Raw genomic sequence first — 19,409 nt, 5'->3', positions numbered from 1 at the left:
TGTCGCTCCTGTTCATTCAAACAATAGAGAGACAAACGCTTCAGGCGTAAGCGACATTATAACTGCCGATGTGTCAGTAGCCAGCTCGGCAAGCCTGCCTGCCACAGCCGCGGGATTGTATCTGCAACCACGGAGTGGACGCAACAAAAGCCTGTCAACGTCGGCCAACGGAAAATAATCACCGGAAATTAACACATTATCTATACAGTCGAGACGGGTTGAGACGCATACTCTGAATTCCCCCACCCCTTCTATACGCCTTATGTGGGAATGGGTATCGCTCACGCTATCGCCATATATCCATGACGGGTGGTAGTACTCCAGAGAACGGTGATGTATGCCGACAACGTCCGACGGAGTCAAGGCAAATACCTCGTCGCCACAAAAAGCATGCCTCGCATATTTCTTGAATTCTGAGATATCAAGTTCCGGGTTATTTGAGCGGAGAGTGGTGATACGGCTTTTTACCGACGATATACCGCGTGCATCAAGTTTGGTCCCGGAGGGAGAAATTGCATTAATCATATGCTGCAGATTGGTGTCAAACAGCATAGTGCCATGAATGATACATTTGTCGGGAAGCATATATACGGCATTGCCTGATACCTTACGGCCGCCGACCAGGACATCGTTGCGCCCCGAGGCGCATGCGTCAAATCCAAGAGAGGCCAACATATCAACCACCATCTGCGTATATCGCGAAAACATTGTGGAAACATCACCGCTTCGAGGCATTATCGCGCTAAACATTATGTTGTCGCCGTCGGCATATACACATCCGCCACCACTCTTGCGGCGGAAGAACTGTATGCCATGGCTTTTGCAATAATCTACGTCAACCTCGCTCTCGATACGCTGGTTGCGACCGAAAATTACAGTAGGAGCAACCTGCCACATAAAGAAAAGTTCGTCATCGCACGGAAGTCCGGCAAGATACTCCTCCATGGCCAGATAAAACGGCAATGGCCTTGATTTGGTTTCACACGGCAATTGAGCGTATTTCATCGGGAAAAGATTTTGGTCAATGCCCAAATTTAGCGAATGTTTCCCGAAAGACAAAAATAAATCGCCACTATTTATCGTCGGCAAATTCGCCGAATGCACGCAACGGAATGGTGTGGTCGGAAAGATTTATGGCAGGAAGAGGAAAAATGCGTGGACGCAAAGATGATGAATCGCGCTGAACATCTTTATTATACCGGCGGAATACGGACTCGACGCTTCGGGTGAAATCGGAGCATGCGTTGCGCCACTGCACAGGTATATCTGTGCGTGAAGGGTCGGACACGACCTCGACCGGAATCAGCCGGAAGTTGGGCACAGCCGGAGTCGGCGGCACTGTAAAGAACAACCGGTAATCGGCAGTGTCCACGACAGCACGGCCAAGCAGGTCGCGTGTCAGACGCACATGCGCTACAGCTCCTCCACGGGTATCACGCGTACGCATGTTGGAAATGAAGTTACCGAGCGAATACACTACGAGAGCACGTCGTCCGAGGGAATCCGTGCGCATCTCCATTGGCTGTATCACATGGGGATGCCCTCCAATCACGACATCCGCGCCATTGTCTACAAGAAAATCAGCCAACGAGTGCTGCGTGGCATTTGGCTGAAGCCGATACTCTTCTCCCCAATGCATACACACCACTACCACCTCGGCACCCTTCATGCGTGCGAGCCTTATATCAGAGGATATCCGGCTACGGTCGATATAGTCGACAACGGCATCGGTGCGCAACGTTATGCCGTTGGTACCGTAAGTATAATTAAGGAACGCGATACGAAACCCTGCAATGTCGCGCAATAGCGGCAATACGGAGTCGCGTTCGGCAGCATTGCGGTATGTGCCCAAATGGTCAACCGGCGATGCGTCAAGACGGTCGAGTGTGCGCACAAGTCCTCGGTCACGCCGATCAAGAGTGTGATTATTGGCCGTGAGCATCATATCGAATCCGGCCGAGGATAAAGCATCAAGATATTCGTCGGGGGCGCTGAAGCATGGATAGCCTGTGTATGGAGCGCCCCCGAGAGGAGTCTCAAGATTTACTACTGCGTAATCGGCTCCCTTTATATAAGGAGAAATCTCTGAAAAACATTGAGAGTAGTCATATGTGCCGTCAGCGCGACGAGCAGCGTCAATCTGAGCCTGATGCTGCATGGCATCTCCGGCAAACACCAAATCGACCGATGAGGCCTGCTCACCCCACGAAAGCATGGAGGCGAGCGACAGTAACAGGCATGATAGAATCGTCATCGCGCAAAACGCTTATATGATTACCCCGGATTCTCAGTTACGTGGATATATCGCTCCCTGTCCGGCAAGAAGTGTATTCCTCATCAGGGAGCAGATGGTCATCGGACCTACCCCACCCGGCACAGGTGTGATATAGCTGCACAAAGGAGCGACGTTGTCGAAATCAACATCTCCGCGCAGGCGGAAACCGCTCTTGCGTGTTGCATCGGGTACACGGGTTGTGCCTACGTCGACAATCACAGCACCGGGTTTTACCATGTCGGCGGTGACGAAACCGGGCTGGCCGAGAGCGGCGATAATAATATCGGCCTCACGGCATATCTCCTTGAGATTAACGGTAGCACTATGACATACAGTCACTGTGGCATCGCCGGGGATATGCTTTTGCATCATAAGCGATGCGACAGGCTTTCCTACTATGTTGCTACGGCCAAGTACCACACAATGTTTACCCTTTGTGGGGATCTCATATCTGGCAAGAAGCTCGATTATACCTGCCGGAGTAGCCGAAAGATAACAGGGCAGACCTATGGACATACGCCCTACATTAATCGGATGGAAGCCATCGACATCCTTGCGGTAATCAATCGCCTCGATTACTTTCTGCTCCGATATATGCTTCGGGAGAGGAAGCTGCACGATAAAACCATCGACATCCGGGTCATTGTTGAGACGTTCTACAGCCTCAAGCAGCTGGGCCTCGGTTGCATCGTCTTCCATGCGAATGAGAGTGGATGTGAAACCGCACTGCTCACACGCACGCACCTTATGGGCCACATAAGTCTCACTACCGCCATCGTGTCCTACAAGTATGGCAGCCAGATGAGGACGTTTCTTACCTTCAGCCACCATCTTCTCTACAGTGGCTGCAATCTCCTGTTTGATTTCGTCGGCGACTTTTTTGCCGTCAATAAGTGTCATATAAGGGAATAATGTTAACCGGTTATCACTAAAAACAAAAACAGTTTATCCTCAATCTTAGGATAAACTGTTTTCAGTGGTCCCACTTGCTCTATCAGCTAATGGCTAAACGAGTGTGGTTCAAATATTTAACGCTTCTATAATAGGCACTAAACCACCATAGAGGCACCTTTATTATTCAAGATTTTTCAATAATCTAATTTTGCCGAAGTAGTGTCGCTACACAACTTCGATAGTTCATTACAAAGTTAGTTGTTTCTGGACAATTTCACAATATTCATAGTCCAAAATAATCTTAAAATGAACTACACTTATAATGAAGTAACCACCCCGTTATTTTTGAAAGGACATTTTCGTAGTGTTCATTCCTAATTCTTAAATAGGGATATTCAGTTAATGGCTAACTGATTATTTGGCAGAGTTATAGATATTTTGTAACTTTACAAAGAACCCCCGATGAACCCATCACGGGCTTATTCGGGGGTAATTCTTAAAAATAAATGTTCGTGAAGTTACGGAAAATATCTGAGATTACGGCCACGTTGCCGTTTACCGAGTTCGATTTTATGCAAAAATATCGCGAGAGTTTTGCCGTAAGCGAGCTCGGGCGCATCCATGCGCAACTGCCATTGAAGGAGCTGGCAGAGAAAATCCGCTCGCATTTTCCCAAAACGCATCCTCAAGGCAACACGCCGATGTTCCCGCCGGAGGGAGAGGTGGCGCTGATGTTCCTCAAACCATATACCGGACAATCGGATGACGGCCTGATCGAGATGCTCAACGGCAACATACACATGCAGATGTTCTGCGGGGTGCTCATAGATCCCGCCAAGCCCATAAAGAACGGCAAGATAGTCAGTGCTATCCGTCAGCGCATAGCCGGAGTTCTGGACATCAGAGAACTGCAGAAAATCCTGTATGGCAAATGGGGCGGCTCGCTGAGAAACAAGGATTTGTGTCTGACCGATGCCACCTGCTACGAGAGCCATCTGCGGTTCCCGACAGATGTAAAACTGTTGTGGGAATGCTGCGAGTGGCTTCAATCTCTAATTGCAAAGACCTGTAAGGCGCAGAAGGAACGGCTGCCGCGCAACAAGTATCGTGATATTGACCGCGCCAGACTCACCTATGCCAAGCATCGCAAACACAGCAGGGCGGCCACTGTCAAACTCCGCCGTCGATTGCTCGGCTTGCTTTCCAAACAGATAGGGCAATGGAACAGAATCTGCAAGATACACACCGTTGACATCGCGCTCACCGCCGAGCAAAGCAAGCGTCTCTTCGCTCTTAAAGAGGTGTATCGACAGCAGAGTGCATCTAACATTTGAAAAGGGACCCAGGTAGAGCAATTGAAAAGGGACCCACCCCATGGGTAAGTTCAACCGGATATCGTTGATTAGAAAGAACGACATCAACGATTCCACAAAATGCTACACATGGAGGAAAAAACATCCATTATTCTGTCTCATCGCCGCGAGGGGATGAGCATCCGCGAGATAGCGCGCCGCAACGGCATGAGCCGCAAGACCGTGCGCAAGTATCTGCGCGAGTTCGAGAGAGAGGCCGGCCCGTCACCGACAGAGCGGGAGGTTGACGATTATCTGCTGACCAGGCCGAAGTATGACAGCAGCGGACGCGTCAGGCGTGTTGTGACCGATGATGTCCGCCGTCGCATCGATGGTTTTATCGCCCGCAACCGGGAGAACGTCGCTGCCGGATTGCACAAGCAGCAGATGCGCAAGCTCGATATGTGGCGACGTCTTCAGGACGATGGCGTGCGTATCGCCTATTCCACAGTATGTCAGTATGTCCGTGCGCTGGAGGCAGCGCCGAAGTCGCAAGAAAAGCCTGCAAAGGCATATATCCGTCAGGACTATGAGCCTGGATTCCGTTGCGAGTTCGACTGGGGCGTGCTTACCCTGTGGATCGGTGGAGTCAGGACTCGCCTTCACATGGCGGTATTCACCCTCGACCACAGCAATATGCGCAAGGCATATCTGTTTTCGCGCGAAGATACCCTGGCTCTTATGGAAGCCCACCGCAACTGCTTCCGGGAGTTGGGGGGCACCCCGCGCGTGATGGCCTATGACAACATGCGTACCGCCGTAAAGAAGTTCCTCGGGCGCGACCGCGAGCACACGGATGCGCTGCTGCGCATGGAGGTACACTACTGTTTCACACCCCATTTCTGCAACCCTCGCTCGGGATGGGAAAAAGGCAAGGTGGAACGTTCGGTGGAATATATCCGGCGTCGTGCATTCTCGTTCGAGGTCCGGTTTGACTCCCTGGATGCCGCGCAGACGCATCTGGCGGCAGTCTGCGACAGGCTCAACACAGAGGCGTCCAACATGTCGGCGGAAGAAAAACGCCTGCGCATACAGGCCGATCTGGCGGCGCTACGTCCGTTGGACCACGGTGACATCGGCTGCTTCGAGCAGCGGCTGTACCGCGTCGGAAAGTATTCAACGATAACCGTTGACGGAGTGCACTACTCTGTGCCCGACCGTCTGGTGGGCTCGCAGGTGGCGGTAAAGCTGTATTCCGAGCGCATCGTGGTGCTTTACGGACGCGACAAGGTGGCCAATCATGCCCGAAGCCGACGCTCCGGCGACTGGGTCATCGACCTGATGCATTATCTGGGTACATTCCTGCGCAAACCGGCCGCTCTGGGGCGGTCTGTGGCTCTGCAACAGGTACATCCGTCGGTGGCGGCGCTTTACCGCGAACACTTCCGCGAGTCTCCGCGAAGCTTCATAGAACTGCTTGTGTTCACCCGCGACAACAATCTGGCATACACTGACATCGTCCGTGCCGCCACAAGTCTTTCGTCCCGCGGGCTCCAGCGCCTCTCATCTGAACAGATACAGGCTCAGATGATCTCGGCGGAAGGACATATGCAGTCAACCGCCGATATCGCGGCAACGAACGTTCCCGACCCGCAACAGGCTGAAATAGAAAGTTCGGCAAGCCATACCCTTGACATGCTTTCATCATTTATGGAATATACCCGCGCATCGCAGGCAGACTGAATACCCCCCCAAAAAACAACCAATACACTGAATGACAATGACAGACATACATGAAACAGACCGTGACGGACTTCGGGAGCTCATTCGCTCATGCGCTTTCGACCTTAAACTCCCGCTTGTGCGGCGCGACATCGACCTGCTTATACAGCAGAGCGCCGACGAACAATGGAACCTATGGCGGTTTACAGCCGAACTGCTCCGGCGCGAAAAAGAGAACCGCTCTGAAAACCAGCGCCGTCACCGCATCAAAAACGCAGGGTTCCCGCAACTTCGCTATCTTAACGAAATCGACACCGACGCTCTGCCCGCCGATGCCCGGAAAGCGCTCCCGACACTCGAGACACTCGACTTCATCAAAAACGGACGCAACCTCATTCTATACGGCAATCCCGGAACAGGCAAGACTCATCTGGCGACAGCTCTCGGTATCGCCGCATGTAATGCCGGACACTCGGTGCTGTTCACATCCGTGCCAAGACTGCTCACGCAGATACGCGAGTGCCGCAACGCTTTGACACTCCGGTCGCTGGAAAACAAGTTCGAGAGATACGACATGGTCATCTGTGATGAGTTCGGATACGTCTCCTGCGACAAGGCCGGCGCAGAGATGCTCTTTAACCATCTCTCCCTCCGCACCGACAAGAAGACGACCGTCGTCACAACCAATCTCGCCTTCAACCGCTGGAACGAGATTATTGACGACAAAGTACTGGTCACCGCAATGGTAGACCGCCTGACCCACAAGGCTATACTGCTTAACATGACAGGCAAATCATACCGCATGAAAGAAACTCAGGAAATGATGACTCAACAAATATAATTATCTTTGCATCCCCATCCCGGGTGGTCCCCTTTTCAAATGCTATCCGGGTCCCTTTTCAAATGTTAGATACATTTTTGAGCTTCGTTGAGGATCAATTAATGAGTGATAAGAGATTGCTTGCGACTATAGCAGACGAGATTTTAGGTAGTGGTGATAGTGGATTCTCTAGGATTTTAAATTTTCTTCTATTCGGTGAATCTGTAGGTGATTTAAACTTAACTGAGATGCTGAATTCTTATGAAAATGAGGTTGGGAAAGCATTGACGACGGCAGAGAACATAGAAGGTCTCAGTAGGGCTGATAAAAAGCAGCTCCAAAAGGCCACTGACTCTCTACCCAATCAATTACCTAACATACTGGAAAATCAAGCGGAGGAACTTAACATTTCATCGAAGACACTTAATGTTATGACCACACTTATTGATAAGTGGCTGGTGATTAAAATCCATGAACATATAAAAGATAATGTCCATGAGGCTGTCAATATTACAAACCATCTAATTGGAGAGGATGGGGTTGAAGCGACCGAGATAACCCTCATGCGATTTTTCGATGACATGCTTGTCTTTAACGGCCAGAAGAGAATAGAATTTATAAATAAGTATGTTAAAAATCTCTCTGAGTTCTTTAGTGTTATTGATAAGACAATAGCCCTCTATTCTTTTGCTTCGTTATTTTACCCATCTGTTCCCAAGCTTGGAAGATATTCTAAAGATCAAGTCTCTCCAGCAACACGACTTATGGGGGGCATTCAATGGAAAACAGACCCGAAGGACGAGAAAGAAGTAATCGACATGCTGATAACTTTGAATCCGGCTATGATTAATAGCCTTAAACCATGCAAAGAAGAAACATTAAGTCCTGCTAGAAGGATGGATTATTTGGTAAAACTTTACTGCGATAAGAGTGATCGGTATTCTTGGATAAAAGACTTCATCGAAGACTACTGGCCTCAAGTAGCACAAGAAGAATTTGAAAGAAAGTATAAGATCAAGAAATAAGAACAAACATAACAGTTCATAAACATTCACCCACGCAGAGCTATCAGGTATATGAAATTCTATGATTGTGTGTGATACGTCAGGGGACTAAAAAGGGGACTGAAATCAGCGACAAAAAGAAAAGTCGCTGAAATTCAGCGACTTTTGATTGATAGTAGTGGTCCCACTTGGACAATGGGACTATAAATTAAGTATCGTGTCTATCAGACATTTAATCCGAGAGCGTTCAGGGCGCGTTCCCTTTCTATACTCCTACAGATTTCAATGTTCTTACGCCATGTGGGACATGACTGAGAGCAAAATTACTGATTTTTCAGCGATTATCCAACACTTCCAGAGTTAAAAATACTTATCAAACGATAACAGTTATTCCTTTTAGGGGAGTTTCCAATGCCCAGTTTTAGGATGTCCTTCCCACGAAATCCCGAGTTTTGAAAGATAGCGTCCTACGGTCTTTGAAGAAATGTTTAACTCCTTTGCAATATGCTCGCGAGTGATTTGTAAATCTTCATTGATCAATTTAACTATCTCCTTTTTAATATCGAAACTTTCGTTTTGAGGGATATCCTCTTCGTTTTGAAGGACGTTTATGTTGTTTTGAGGGACATTCTGAAGGACACTCTCTCCATTTTGAGGGACATCCTTACTTTCTCCCTTACTTTTCGGTGTATCACTTACCTCAATAAGCTCATCAGGATTGTCATAGAGAAGTTTCATCGCCTCTATATCGGGCTGGTGTCCTTCAAAACCGAGGGTAAGAGTTGTGCGGTCAACGCCGCCGGAGGTTGTCACTTCCAGTTTGGGCGCACAGTGATATACGCTCTGCCATGTCTTGAAAATGCCTTGAAGACCGCTGCCGGCACGCTCGCCATATTTTACCATCGCAAGCATTTTCATCATTACACCGTTTCGTGGATCTGATGCGCTGTCCTGTATCGCTTCGGCAAGCGACACACGCATACTGCCGGGGTTGGCAAATCTGAAACCGTCGGCTCCTTTCTGTACGATTACACCGCGACGACCATAGAAATCAGCGTTTGCAAGCATATTTACTGTAGCCTCGCGCACCGTCTTGTGCAATGGGGTGTCCTCATTCAGTTGATTGCCTTTGAACATGAAGGGCACTTTCAAATCAGCCTGCAACTTGGGAATCACTCTCAAAAGGAAGTCAAACACGTTGCCGCTCCAATCTCCCGACTGCGACGTAATGCGGTCAGTCCAGCGGGCATAGATGCCGTTGGTGCGGTTTTCCTGATAGTCGAGGAAATAATTTGGGAATACAGCGGTTATCTCATATTCGTAGCCAAACATAAGAAGTCCTGCCACAGTAGGATGAAACTTGCCTGTATCCTTATCCTCGCGCACCGCACCGATACGACGCAAAAACATTGCGTCATCCTCTTTATTCCACAGATGGTTTTGGCGAATGAGTTGAAATATATTACGATATGACTTTACCGTATCCGGACAAAATACCGACACGTCAAGGTCGGTCAGCAGTTTATTGTCATCCGTCACCAATGCAGAATCGCGAATCATCAGCGACACCTCATCAATCGAGCAATGGTAATCGCCCTCGAAATTGCGGCGATACGTTCCGGTTCGCGGGTCAGAGCCGACATATACCGGACGCGAAGTGCGCTCGGCTCGCGGCACACGGATTACAATCACATCCTTTCCTTCAATCCTGTCAGGAACCGCCATGCTGTCAGTGAGGATATTGCAACTGACTTTCTGCCGGTTGTTCACCATGTTCCAGAAATCCTTGAGCAGCTTATGCACATCATCAAGACCCTCGACATATAGCGAACCATCCTTACTGTTTTCCTTTACACCCAACACAATCACTCCGCCCTCGCTATTGGCGAAAGCGGAATAAGACTCCCATAAGGAATTAGGCAGACCTCCCCGGGCCGACTTGACTTCAAGCAGGGAGTTTTCTTTATATGTTGCCAGCATTTCAAGGCTGAAAGAAGAAGGCGTATCCATATCTATTGCACTTATAAATGCAAATTTACGAAAATTTCCTGACATACAGACTACGAAAAATCAGATGCTTACAAATATGACTGAATTATTCGATTCGGAACTACGAGAGGCGCAACGGCTCGACTTTGGCAATCGCAAGCGAGGCATCGCAGGTATTGGGCAATGCCGTCAGCGGCGTTTCTTTGCGGAGTAAAGCGGCAAGCCGATAAGGAGCGAGTCCGGCACTACCGCTGACCGCATTATCAGAATTGAAGAGTCGGCTAAACACCGAGTGTCTGATAGCCTGAGCAGGTTGCTTCGCTGTACCTGCCAAGTCTATCTGCCACTCCGTGTTCTTATGCCACCTCCATCATTCGTTATTTGAGCCGTTGCGCCACTCTCCGTTAGCAGCAGTCCACGGGCCGAGACGGTGATGTGCCGCCTTCCTGCGTTGTCGGCATATCACAGACTCGACTTTTCGGGACCGGACAATTCTATTAGCATTTCAATATTACGAAATTTTCTTTCGAGTATGTGACTATATGTTTTCACCGTGCCGGAGTCGTGGCTCCTGTTATTGTCTAATCAACAACGATTTTCAACTTGCTTGCCAGTGGGTAACGTGCGGTGCCGGGGATATTCTGATGCCTATTGGCTAAAAAATCTCCAGACCTGCGGCTTGTATTTTTCCGTCAAAGGCGAACATCCCCTCTGTTCACCACACGCCTTGCAGGTGTCAAGCAAGCGAAAACCGATGGTGATATACAAATAAAAAAAAGTCGCAACGATGAAAACAAACAGCCACATAAAAAGTCAAAGCGAAGCTCAAAGCCTCAGGTTCAACCAAATAAAAAGGGTTGCAAAGGTGGTGGCAATCATCATCGGAGCAATAATCGGAACTCTGGTGTGGGCGATAGTCAGACCTGTAATCCGAGGTGCGGGCTGGGTTATATCCCTCATAACCGCAATACTGATAATCTATTGGTTATTCACACTTTAATACCATACTGATATGGCAAACTCAATGAAATCCAACAACGCTGCAATCGCAGTTATGCAGCAGATGCTCCAAGAGCGTTGCATCGCAGAACCCACATTCGCTATCAAGATGGCGAACCCATCCAAGAGTATGGAAGGTGCAGTAAATCATTATGAGTAGAGGCATATTATGAGAAGTCCATTTCAAAGCCGCCAGATATTCAGGCGTCTATCATTGCTACTTATCAGATGGACTTCTCATAAAGATTTAATGGCCCAGTTGTTTAAGCCAGGTCAACAGGTTTTTGTCATTTTCCCATTCTCTTTCTGACATTTTAGATGTTACGCCTTTATAAGCTTTTTCCAAGGCTTCCCGTTTGGCCTTGGAGTCTGCTCTTGCATAAACTCCTGTAGTAACTATCGAAGCATGGCCGAGGAAGTCCCTCAGGTCTACGATATGCATGGCCCCTTTATGAAGAAGGTGCATGGCTCTGCTGTGTCTTATGCAGTGGGGACTTATTCTTTGCGGAATGAGCTCCGGATTCAAATGTCTTGCCATATCTGCATATCTTTTTAGTATGTAGGCGATTCCTTCTCTTGTAAGTTTCTCGCCTCTGGAGTTTTGGAACAAAGGCGATGTGTGAGAAACGAGCGATTTCTGATTTTCAGACATATACTGTTTAATCAGAGATACCTGTTCCTTTGAAAGTGGTACTATTCGGGCTTTGTTCCCTTTGCCTACTATTTTAATCGTATATGGCTCTGACTGAATACGAAGACTGCCGACGATTAAGTCTGCCATTTCCTGCACTCTTGCAGCGGTATCGTACATCAGAGCCAAAAGCGCAAGATGTCTGCGCCCCATAGAGGTCAATTGATCCGGCTGTTCGAGAAGGAGCTTTATACCCTCAGGAGTAAGATATTCCAACGCTTTTTTTTCTGTCTTGGCCTTAGGTATGGACATTATATTCTGCCATTGAGCCATTCGATCGATGTCTTTATACACAATGATTCGGTAAAAATTACCGAAGTAGTTGAAACTTAAGTTAATATAACGAATTATCAAATACAAATGAATCGCCAAATCGTTCATTATAAAAAACTTAGCGTATGAACGTATTGGCGATTCTCAAAGACTTCACCTTAAGGTGTAAGTCGGTATTTGAAAATACTACAACCAAGATGAGCAAAAGGTTCCTCAACTGGATGATTTTAACAATACGCACTGTCGCGTTGATTCCGGGCAAAGTCAATTTTACCCGGCTGTCGCGCTATGGCGGTCGTACAGCCAAGACCTTTGCCTCCAATTTCAAGACATCCGTAGACTGGATGAAAGTCAACATAGGTATGGCGCAGGATTGTTTTGGACCGACAGATGACATGGCAGTGGCAATCGATCCGTCGTTCATTTCAAAAGCAGGCAGACTGACGTATGGCATAGGCCGTTTCTGGTCAGGGGTGGCACAACGTGTGAAACGCGGTCTGGAGATAATGGCAATTGGAGCAATAAGTCTGAGTAAACATACATGCGTGATGCTCGGTGCTGTCCAGTCACCGGACTTTAGGACTCTTGAATCCGAGAAACAAATGTCAATGCTTGACTGGTATGTGGCACTTGTCAGGTCAAAGGCTACTGAGCTGCATTCACTGACGGATATTCTGGTCGCAGATGCATTTTTCTCCAAATATGAGTTTGTAAATGAAGTGATTGGCATGGGATTCCGATTTGTCGGGAGATTACGTGCCAACTCATATCTGAGGTATCTGGCCATACCGGATTCCTCCGCCCCGCGAAGACGCGGCAGAAAGAAAAAGTATGGAGAGAAAGTGGATTTCTCCAACCTTGATATGTCCGTGTTCACTTCATTCATATATGAGGATTCCAAAGGAAACAAAACCCGATGTCACACGGCGGTCGTACATTCGAGGGCATTGAAACGCGACATCCGTATCGTGGTCTGTCCGGTTGAAAACGGAGAGCCTCTTCTTTACTTCTCTACCGACACCGACATGAGGCCTGAAAAGATCATCGGTTTCTACCGCACCCGCTTTCAGATTGAGTTCGGCATACGCGATGCCAAGCAGTTCACCGGACTTCAGTCACAGCAGACCCGCGACAAAGCCCGGCTTGACTTTGCGTTCAATCTTTCCTTCACAGCCCTCAATGTCTGCAAAGAGGTCATAAGGAAGGATTATCCGGATCTTTCGGTAGCGCAGTTCAAGCGGCTTATGTTTGAATCTTATCTCGCCTCAACAATTATTTCGACTTGCGGAAAATCTCCGCATCTCAAAATAATTAAGAAAATAAATCATCGGTTGGCTCAGTTAGCGGCTTAGCCAAGACTGAACAACCTCAAATTTTACCGAATCATTGATATTAGACAAATTATCTGAGATATATCCAAGTCTTAGAGAAGCGGTGGAGTACATAGATTCCGCCACGCCTTTAACAATCCACGATTTTACGGGTGTTAGGCATGGAGCTATGTGTGGTTTGCGCAAAGATTGTAATGATGCCATTCCATTTATTCCCTTGCGTACCAAGATTCCCAACTTGTTTCTTACAGGACAAAGTATAAATATGCATGGCTTTTGTGGCGTGACATTGACCGCAGTACAAACTTGTGAAGCGATTCTTGGCAAGGATTATCTTATCAATAAAATTTAAACGAAATGAAGAGAATCACCTCCATAATAGCTGCAATAATAATGACAATCAACTGTTTTGCCCAAATTAATATATGGGAGAATACAGATTGCCATAAAAAGGTAAAGCTAACTCCTTATATAGTCAATGGCGATAATAATATCGGGATTATTGTATGTCCCGGTGGGAGTTACTTTTGGCATGATAGCGAAACCGAGGGGCATGAAGTGGCTAAATGGCTCAACAATAACGGAATTTCTGCGTTTGTTTTGGACTATCGAACTGCCTATGTCCCCGCATTTATATTCCATCATCGGTATCTATTTAGAGGAAATCGTTATCCTGACCCACAAGATGATTTACGACAGGCTATAAAAATAGTAAGAGAGAACGCAAGTGAGTTTGGGGTGGATTCTACTAAAATTGGGGCCATGGGATTTTCAGCAGGTGGACATCTCGTAATGTCTTCTGCAGAACTATTTGATCCGCAATATCGACCGAATTTTATTGTTCCGATATACCCTGTTGTTACCATGACTGAAAAATGCGTTCATAAAAGGTCTCGCAGAGGATTATTGGGTGATAATAAACAGAATGACCCGGAATTAAAGAATTTACTTTCACTAGAAAGACATGTTCCGGAAGATTGTCCGCCTGTCTTTTTGGTGAATTGTAAGGATGACCCTATTGTGGATTACCACAATTCTGTATTGTTGGATTCGGCTCTCACGTCAAAGAACATTCCTCATCAATATCTTTTGTTTGAGACAGGAGGACATGGATTTGGTGCATCTGAAACAAAGGGTTCTGCTGAATGCAGGGAATGGAAAGAAGCATTCCTAAACTGGATAAAGACAATATTCTGATAAAGATACTTCCAAATGACTAAGATTGCACTCAAAATACATGACTTCATGCAGAGCCGCAGAAGGTTTTGCCTTCTGTCGTTTATCATAGTCACGTCAGTCCTCTCCTGCCTGTTGCTACGTCTGGATTTTAAAGAAGATATTTCGGATTTTCTTCCATTGGAAGGCAATCATCAGGAGGCGATGCAGGTCTATCAAGATGTGTCGGGGGCAAGTAAGATTATTGCCATATTTCAAGCGTCAGATTCGCTTAATGCAAATCCTGACGATATGGTGGAAGCAATCGATTATTTTGAAAATATCGTCTCTGAAAAAGATTCTGCTGCATATGTCAGGGAATTGACTACGCAAATCAACTTGGAGAAGATTTCGGAATATACCGACTTCGTCTATTCTAATATCCCTTATTTCCTCTCCGAGGAAGATTATACGAGAATGGACAGTCTGCTGAATACCCCCGGCTATATTTTATCTCGGCTTGAAGAGGATAAGGAACTGTTAATGTTCCCCACATCCGGATTGCTGTCTGAAAATCTTCAAAGAGATCCGCTCAATCTTTTCTCTCCCTGCGTAGGTAGGCTTCAAAGTGGCCAGTCTGCAGATAATATTGAGATGTATGACGGTTATATCTTTACTCCGGATATGAGCCGCGCCTTGGTTCTAATGGAATCTCCATTTGGAAACAGTGAAACTCATAACAATGCCGTTTTAATGGATTTCCTTGCGGAACGGGCAAACGAGGTTGAAAACGAGTTTTCAGGAGTGACTGTTCATTACATCGGGGGGCCGGCCATTGCAGTCGCCAATGCTACACAAATTAAAGAGGACAGTCTGTTATCCATTGCAATTGCCGCAGTTCTGATTGTGGCGTTACTTATTATTGTATTCAGAAAGGCTTGGAACATTATCCTTATTGTCATTTCGGTTGGATGGGGATGGTTGTTCGCAATGGCGATGGTATCGGTGATTCATAGTAGTGTTTCATTGATTGTTGTGGGAATATCAAGCATTATACTCGGTATTGCAGTCAATTATCCGCTCCATCTGATAGCTCATACTGCGCACACAGGTTCGATGAAACAAGTGCTAAGAGAGATAATAGCCCCCTTGATAATAGGTAATATAACCACTGTAGGAGCGTTTGTTGCACTTGTCCCATTGAAAGCGGCTGCTCTCCGCGATTTGGGGATTTTCAGTGCTTTGATTCTTATTGGCACCATTTTATTTACCGTTGTATTTCTGCCTCATGCAGTTCGTAAAAAAGGAAACCGTCAACATGAGATTTCTGTCAAATGGCTAGATTGGTTGAGCAACATTAGACCGGAAAAAAAACGTTGGGTTGTCCTTGGCGTGGTGTTACTCACTGTCATATTTGGCTATTTTAGTCTCAAAACAGACTTTGACTCTAATATGAGCCATATAAATTTCATGACCGACCGTCAGAAAGCGGATATGGTATATTTTAAGGAACTGACAAGCAATAACTCAGACAACACTGAAACTTTATATGTTGTAAGCTCCGGAAACACGCTGGATGAGGCTATTGATAACAATGCCGCGTTAAGACCCAAACTCAAACAAGAACTTGCTTCGATTGATAGCGTTTATCAATCTGACATGCAATTTCTACCATCATCAAAACAGCAAGCTGAAAGATTGGAAAGGTGGACTAATTTTATAGCGACTCATAAAACTCTTTTGACAGATTCCTTGACGCAGGGGGTACTTACAAAGGGCTTCCAGAAAAAAGCATTCTCTCCCTTTGAAGATATTCTATCAGGAGAATATGCCCTCCAAGACAAAGACTTCTTTAGCCCTCTTAATTCCATTAATTCTCAGCACCTCAGCATTGACAGTATAAATGGGAAATACCGGGTTGTCAATCTGATTTCTGTGCAGAAAGACAAAATGGAAGTTCTCCGTCAAAAGATTGATAGCCTCGAAGGGTCCCATTTCTGCTTTGATGTGCAAAGTATGAACAGTGCTATTGCCAATGGCCTCTCAGACAACTTCAGCTATATTGGATGGGCCTGTAGTTTGATTGTGTTCTTTTTCCTATGGGCTTCTTTTGCCTCCATTGAATTGGCTTTGCTCTCGTTCCTGCCTATGGCAGTCAGTTGGATTTGGATTCTGGGAATTATGGGAATGACCGGAATACAATTCAACATTGTCAATATTATTCTCGCTACTTTCATCTTTGGACAGGGAGATGATTACACAATCTTCATGACCGAAGGCTGTTGCTATGAATATGCTTTTAGGAAAAAGATGCTTGCTTCCTACAAAAGTTCGATTCTTGTGTCCGCTCTCATTATGTTCATCGGAATCGGAACTTTGATATTTGCAAAACATCCGGCACTCCATTCATTGGCTGAGGTTACCATTGTTGGTATGCTCTCGGTTGTATTGATAGCTTATCTATTGCCTCCTTTGGTATTCAATTGGATCACAAAATCTCATGGCAAATATAGGAAACGCCCTCTAACGCTCGGACCGTTACTTCGTACTTGGTTCTGTGGAGCATGGTGGCTATCTCAATTACTAATCGGATATATCTTGGGCTTCTTCCTGTTTATTATTGGTCCGAGGACACCAAAAACACTGGCTCTTTTCCATCGTTTTGTCACTTGGTCACATAGAATTGACCTTAAATTGATGCCCGGTGTTAAATTCAGAATGCACAACCCGTATAATGAGACTTTGAATAAGCCCTGTGTTATCGTGTGCAACCATCAGTCCTTGCTCGACCCGATGTATTTTATGGCATGGAGTCCTAAGATTCTCATTGTGGCAAATGAGAGGTCAAGTATGAATCCGGTGGTTCGTATAATGTTCAAGTGGTTGGGATTCTATACAATCCGGCAGTCCAACTTTACTGCATGGAAGGATTCTTCTTTGGAGAGAGACTTGGAGATTTTCAAGAAGTATGTCGAGGAAGGCTATTCAATAGCCTTCTTTCCGGAAGGAATGCGTAATCCCGATTCTTCCATTCTCAGATGCCATAAAGGACCGTTCTATCTTGCAAAGCAACTTAACATTGATGTTTTGCCTGTGTTGCTGCATGGCGTTAACTATCTTATGCCCATCCAAAGCTTTGCCTGCTACAAGGGAGAAATCAATATGCGGATAGGTAAACGGATAACATCGTCAAGTCCTATATGGAATGAATCATACTCTGCATTCGCCCAGAATGTTCATCGCCACATGAAGGTTGAATACAAGGCAATGTGTTGCAAGTATGAGACGGCAACCTATTTTGCATCTCTTGTAAAAGACCGTTATCGATATAAGGGGACGGAACTATTACAGGAAGTAACCCGTAACCTAAAAAAGCACAACAATTATTCCGATTTGGTAGACCATACTCAACCGGGATGTGTTGTTATTAAAAATTGTGGATATGGTGAAATGGCTCTATTGATGGGTCTTGTCCATCCCGACATCAAGGTATTTGCAATTGATTCGGACGAAGAAAAAATAACAGTAGCAAAATATGCTGCTGAGGGAATTGTTACTAACGTAGAGTTTCAGACCTCTATGGATTTATCAACGATAGAAAACTTAAAGCTTTATGAATTTTCAGTGTAAACAGACATACGTTCCTAAAAAAGTATGTGGTGCAATATTGGCCGGTCTGATATTGTTTTCCTCTCTTCATGTCAACGCTCAGGAACCAATTACCATCAATAGCGACAACTCTGTCACAATTACTTATATAGATCCGAAAGCCGAGAAAGTAGAAGTACAGGGTACATTCTTCCAAAAAGGGAATTCTTTAATTCCTATGGCTGGAATGTTCTCCAAAGATGGTAAAGCTGAAATGACGAACACTGGAAATGGAGTTTGGACTTATACGTCGCAGCCGCTCAGTTCTGAACTCTACTGGTACGATTTCGTAGTGAATGAAGATTCTGTGCGTTTCGATAAAAGGAATAGGGACACAACTCGGGATATAGGCTCTACCTATAACTATTTTATCATCAAGGGCGGGATTGGAGATAACTTTACTGATGCGCAAACAAAAAAAGGCACATTAGAATATGATTGGTACCCATCATCGTTGAATGGAATGAGTAAACGCCGTATGGCTGTATATCTTCCTCACGGATACAAATCATCATCTCGACGCTATCCAGTCCTTTATCTCCTTCATGGTTCGGGAGGTGATGAAACTGCGTGGGCTGATTGCGGTCGTTTATCCCAAATAATGGATCATCTTATTGCAAATGGCACATGTGAACCAATGATTGTTGTCATGCCCAACGGCAATGTGGAGTTAGCAGCCGCTCCCGGAGAAGATCCTAACAATCCGAATGTTCAACCTTCTAGCAACAATGTTTCATCGATGTTTGGTAAATTCGAGAAATCATTTGTCCCCGAGATTGTCAATTATGTTGACAAGAATTATCGTACGGTTGCAGATAAGCAACATCGAGCCATAGCTGGGTTGTCTCTTGGTGGCCTTCATACACTGTACACCTCATTAAATAATCCTAATGAATTTGATTACATTGGATTATTCTCGGCTCAAACAACAAACGCTCTTGGAGACAAAAGTGTCGGCGGATTGAAAAGTATAGGAGAAGGTTGGAAGCAACTAAAGCAAGCACTTCCTTTTTTAGGGGGTGGTAGCGTTGACCGAAAGATTAGCAGTATCACTGGAGGAGAATCCGATAAGAATTTGGATATATATGATAATTTTGATTGGAAATTGAAGAATTTCTTTAAGAAAAATCCCAGACTCTTCTATATCGCCGTAGGGAAGGATGATTTTACAAAGAAACTTAACGATGACTTAAGAAAAAAACTTAACAAGGGTTGCTATACTTTTTTGTATAATGAATCAGATGGTGGACACACTTGGAGCAACTGGCGTAAGTATCTGATTGACTATCTTCCCCGATTGTTTAAAAATTGATAAC

16 protein-coding genes are annotated in these 19,409 nt (G+C 45.9%); 10 read left to right on the top strand and 6 right to left on the bottom strand.

Annotation, left to right across the window (positions count from 1 at the left end):
• Positions 1–12: 12 nt before the first annotated feature.
• The 3 genes from ADH68_RS11870 to folD all read right to left on the bottom strand — a co-directional run bounded on the left by ADH68_RS11870 (position 13) and on the right by folD (position 3,175).
• Positions 13–1,005 (bottom strand): lipoate--protein ligase, encoded by a 993-nt coding sequence (locus ADH68_RS11870; RefSeq protein WP_068960646.1) that lies wholly within the window; start codon positions 1,003–1,005, stop codon positions 13–15.
• A gap of 67 nt (positions 1,006–1,072) precedes the next feature.
• Positions 1,073–2,254, bottom strand: a complete 1,182-nt coding sequence (locus tag ADH68_RS11865; protein WP_084274007.1) for a CapA family protein — start codon at positions 2,252–2,254, stop codon at positions 1,073–1,075.
• A 33-nt stretch (positions 2,255–2,287) separates the two neighbouring features.
• Positions 2,288–3,175 carry a bifunctional methylenetetrahydrofolate dehydrogenase/methenyltetrahydrofolate cyclohydrolase FolD gene (gene folD, locus ADH68_RS11860; protein ID WP_068960648.1) on the bottom strand — a complete coding sequence of 296 codons (888 nt, stop codon included), beginning with the start codon at positions 3,173–3,175 and terminating at the stop codon, positions 2,288–2,290.
• Positions 3,176–3,681: 506 nt separating this feature from the next.
• Here folD and ADH68_RS11855 point away from each other — a divergent pair.
• From ADH68_RS11855 to ADH68_RS11840, 4 genes are all read left to right on the top strand, one after another.
• Complete coding sequence (locus ADH68_RS11855; RefSeq protein ID WP_232321490.1) at positions 3,682–4,503, top strand: transposase; 822 nt, start codon at positions 3,682–3,684, stop codon at positions 4,501–4,503.
• Positions 4,504–4,602: 99 nt separating this feature from the next.
• On the top strand, positions 4,603–6,204 hold the full coding sequence (istA, locus tag ADH68_RS11850; protein WP_068959738.1) for an IS21 family transposase: 1,602 nt from the start codon (positions 4,603–4,605) through the stop codon (positions 6,202–6,204).
• Positions 6,205–6,241: 37 nt separating this feature from the next.
• Positions 6,242–7,024, top strand: a complete 783-nt coding sequence (gene istB / locus ADH68_RS11845; protein ID WP_068961956.1) for an IS21-like element helper ATPase IstB — start codon at positions 6,242–6,244, stop codon at positions 7,022–7,024.
• 62 nt (positions 7,025–7,086) lie between these two features.
• Positions 7,087–8,028 carry a hypothetical protein gene (locus ADH68_RS11840; protein WP_068960650.1) on the top strand — a complete coding sequence of 314 codons (942 nt, stop codon included), beginning with the start codon at positions 7,087–7,089 and terminating at the stop codon, positions 8,026–8,028.
• A gap of 375 nt (positions 8,029–8,403) precedes the next feature.
• On the opposite strand, the gene ADH68_RS11835 is transcribed toward ADH68_RS11840, so the two are convergent.
• Complete coding sequence (locus ADH68_RS11835; RefSeq protein ID WP_068962033.1) at positions 8,404–10,017, bottom strand: RNA-binding domain-containing protein; 1,614 nt, start codon at positions 10,015–10,017, stop codon at positions 8,404–8,406.
• A 100-nt stretch (positions 10,018–10,117) separates the two neighbouring features.
• Positions 10,118–10,330, bottom strand: a complete 213-nt coding sequence (locus ADH68_RS13975; protein WP_133165752.1) for a hypothetical protein — start codon at positions 10,328–10,330, stop codon at positions 10,118–10,120.
• Between the two features lie 453 nt (positions 10,331–10,783).
• Here ADH68_RS13975 and ADH68_RS11830 point away from each other — a divergent pair, with 453 nt between their 5' ends.
• Together ADH68_RS11830 and ADH68_RS13970 are read left to right on the top strand one after the other, a co-directional pair.
• Positions 10,784–10,996, top strand: a complete 213-nt coding sequence (locus ADH68_RS11830; protein ID WP_068960651.1) for a hypothetical protein — start codon at positions 10,784–10,786, stop codon at positions 10,994–10,996.
• A gap of 12 nt (positions 10,997–11,008) precedes the next feature.
• Positions 11,009–11,155, top strand: coding sequence for a hypothetical protein (locus ADH68_RS13970; RefSeq protein ID WP_157517400.1), 147 nt, complete (start codon positions 11,009–11,011; stop codon positions 11,153–11,155).
• A gap of 87 nt (positions 11,156–11,242) precedes the next feature.
• On the opposite strand, the gene ADH68_RS11825 is transcribed toward ADH68_RS13970, so the two are convergent.
• Positions 11,243–12,067, bottom strand: a complete 825-nt coding sequence (locus tag ADH68_RS11825) for a tyrosine-type recombinase/integrase (protein WP_068960652.1) — start codon at positions 12,065–12,067, stop codon at positions 11,243–11,245.
• Positions 12,068–12,084: 17 nt separating this feature from the next.
• Between ADH68_RS11825 and ADH68_RS11820 the strand changes: the two genes are divergently transcribed.
• The 4 genes from ADH68_RS11820 (at position 12,085) to ADH68_RS11805 (ending at position 19,405) form a co-directional block, all read left to right on the top strand.
• A complete protein-coding gene (locus ADH68_RS11820; protein WP_068960653.1) occupies positions 12,085–13,311 on the top strand; it encodes a transposase in 1,227 nt (408 codons plus the stop codon).
• Between the two features lie 336 nt (positions 13,312–13,647).
• A complete protein-coding gene (locus ADH68_RS11815; RefSeq protein ID WP_068960654.1) occupies positions 13,648–14,487 on the top strand; it encodes an alpha/beta hydrolase in 840 nt (279 codons plus the stop codon).
• Between the two features lie 15 nt (positions 14,488–14,502).
• Complete coding sequence (locus ADH68_RS11810; RefSeq protein WP_068960716.1) at positions 14,503–18,075, top strand: 1-acyl-sn-glycerol-3-phosphate acyltransferase; 3,573 nt, start codon at positions 14,503–14,505, stop codon at positions 18,073–18,075.
• Positions 18,059–19,405 carry an alpha/beta hydrolase-fold protein gene (locus tag ADH68_RS11805; RefSeq protein WP_068960656.1) on the top strand — a complete coding sequence of 449 codons (1,347 nt, stop codon included), beginning with the start codon at positions 18,059–18,061 and terminating at the stop codon, positions 19,403–19,405. The genes ADH68_RS11810 and ADH68_RS11805 overlap by 17 nt, the downstream gene beginning before the upstream one ends.
• The last annotated feature ends 4 nt before the right edge of the window (positions 19,406–19,409 follow it).

The organism is Muribaculum intestinale (assembly GCF_002201515.1).
In the GTDB taxonomy this organism is placed as follows: Bacteria; Bacteroidota; Bacteroidia; order Bacteroidales; family Muribaculaceae; genus Muribaculum; species Muribaculum intestinale.
The sequence above is the reverse complement of the archived record's forward strand: the minus strand, read 5'-3'. Positions and strand labels throughout refer to the sequence as shown.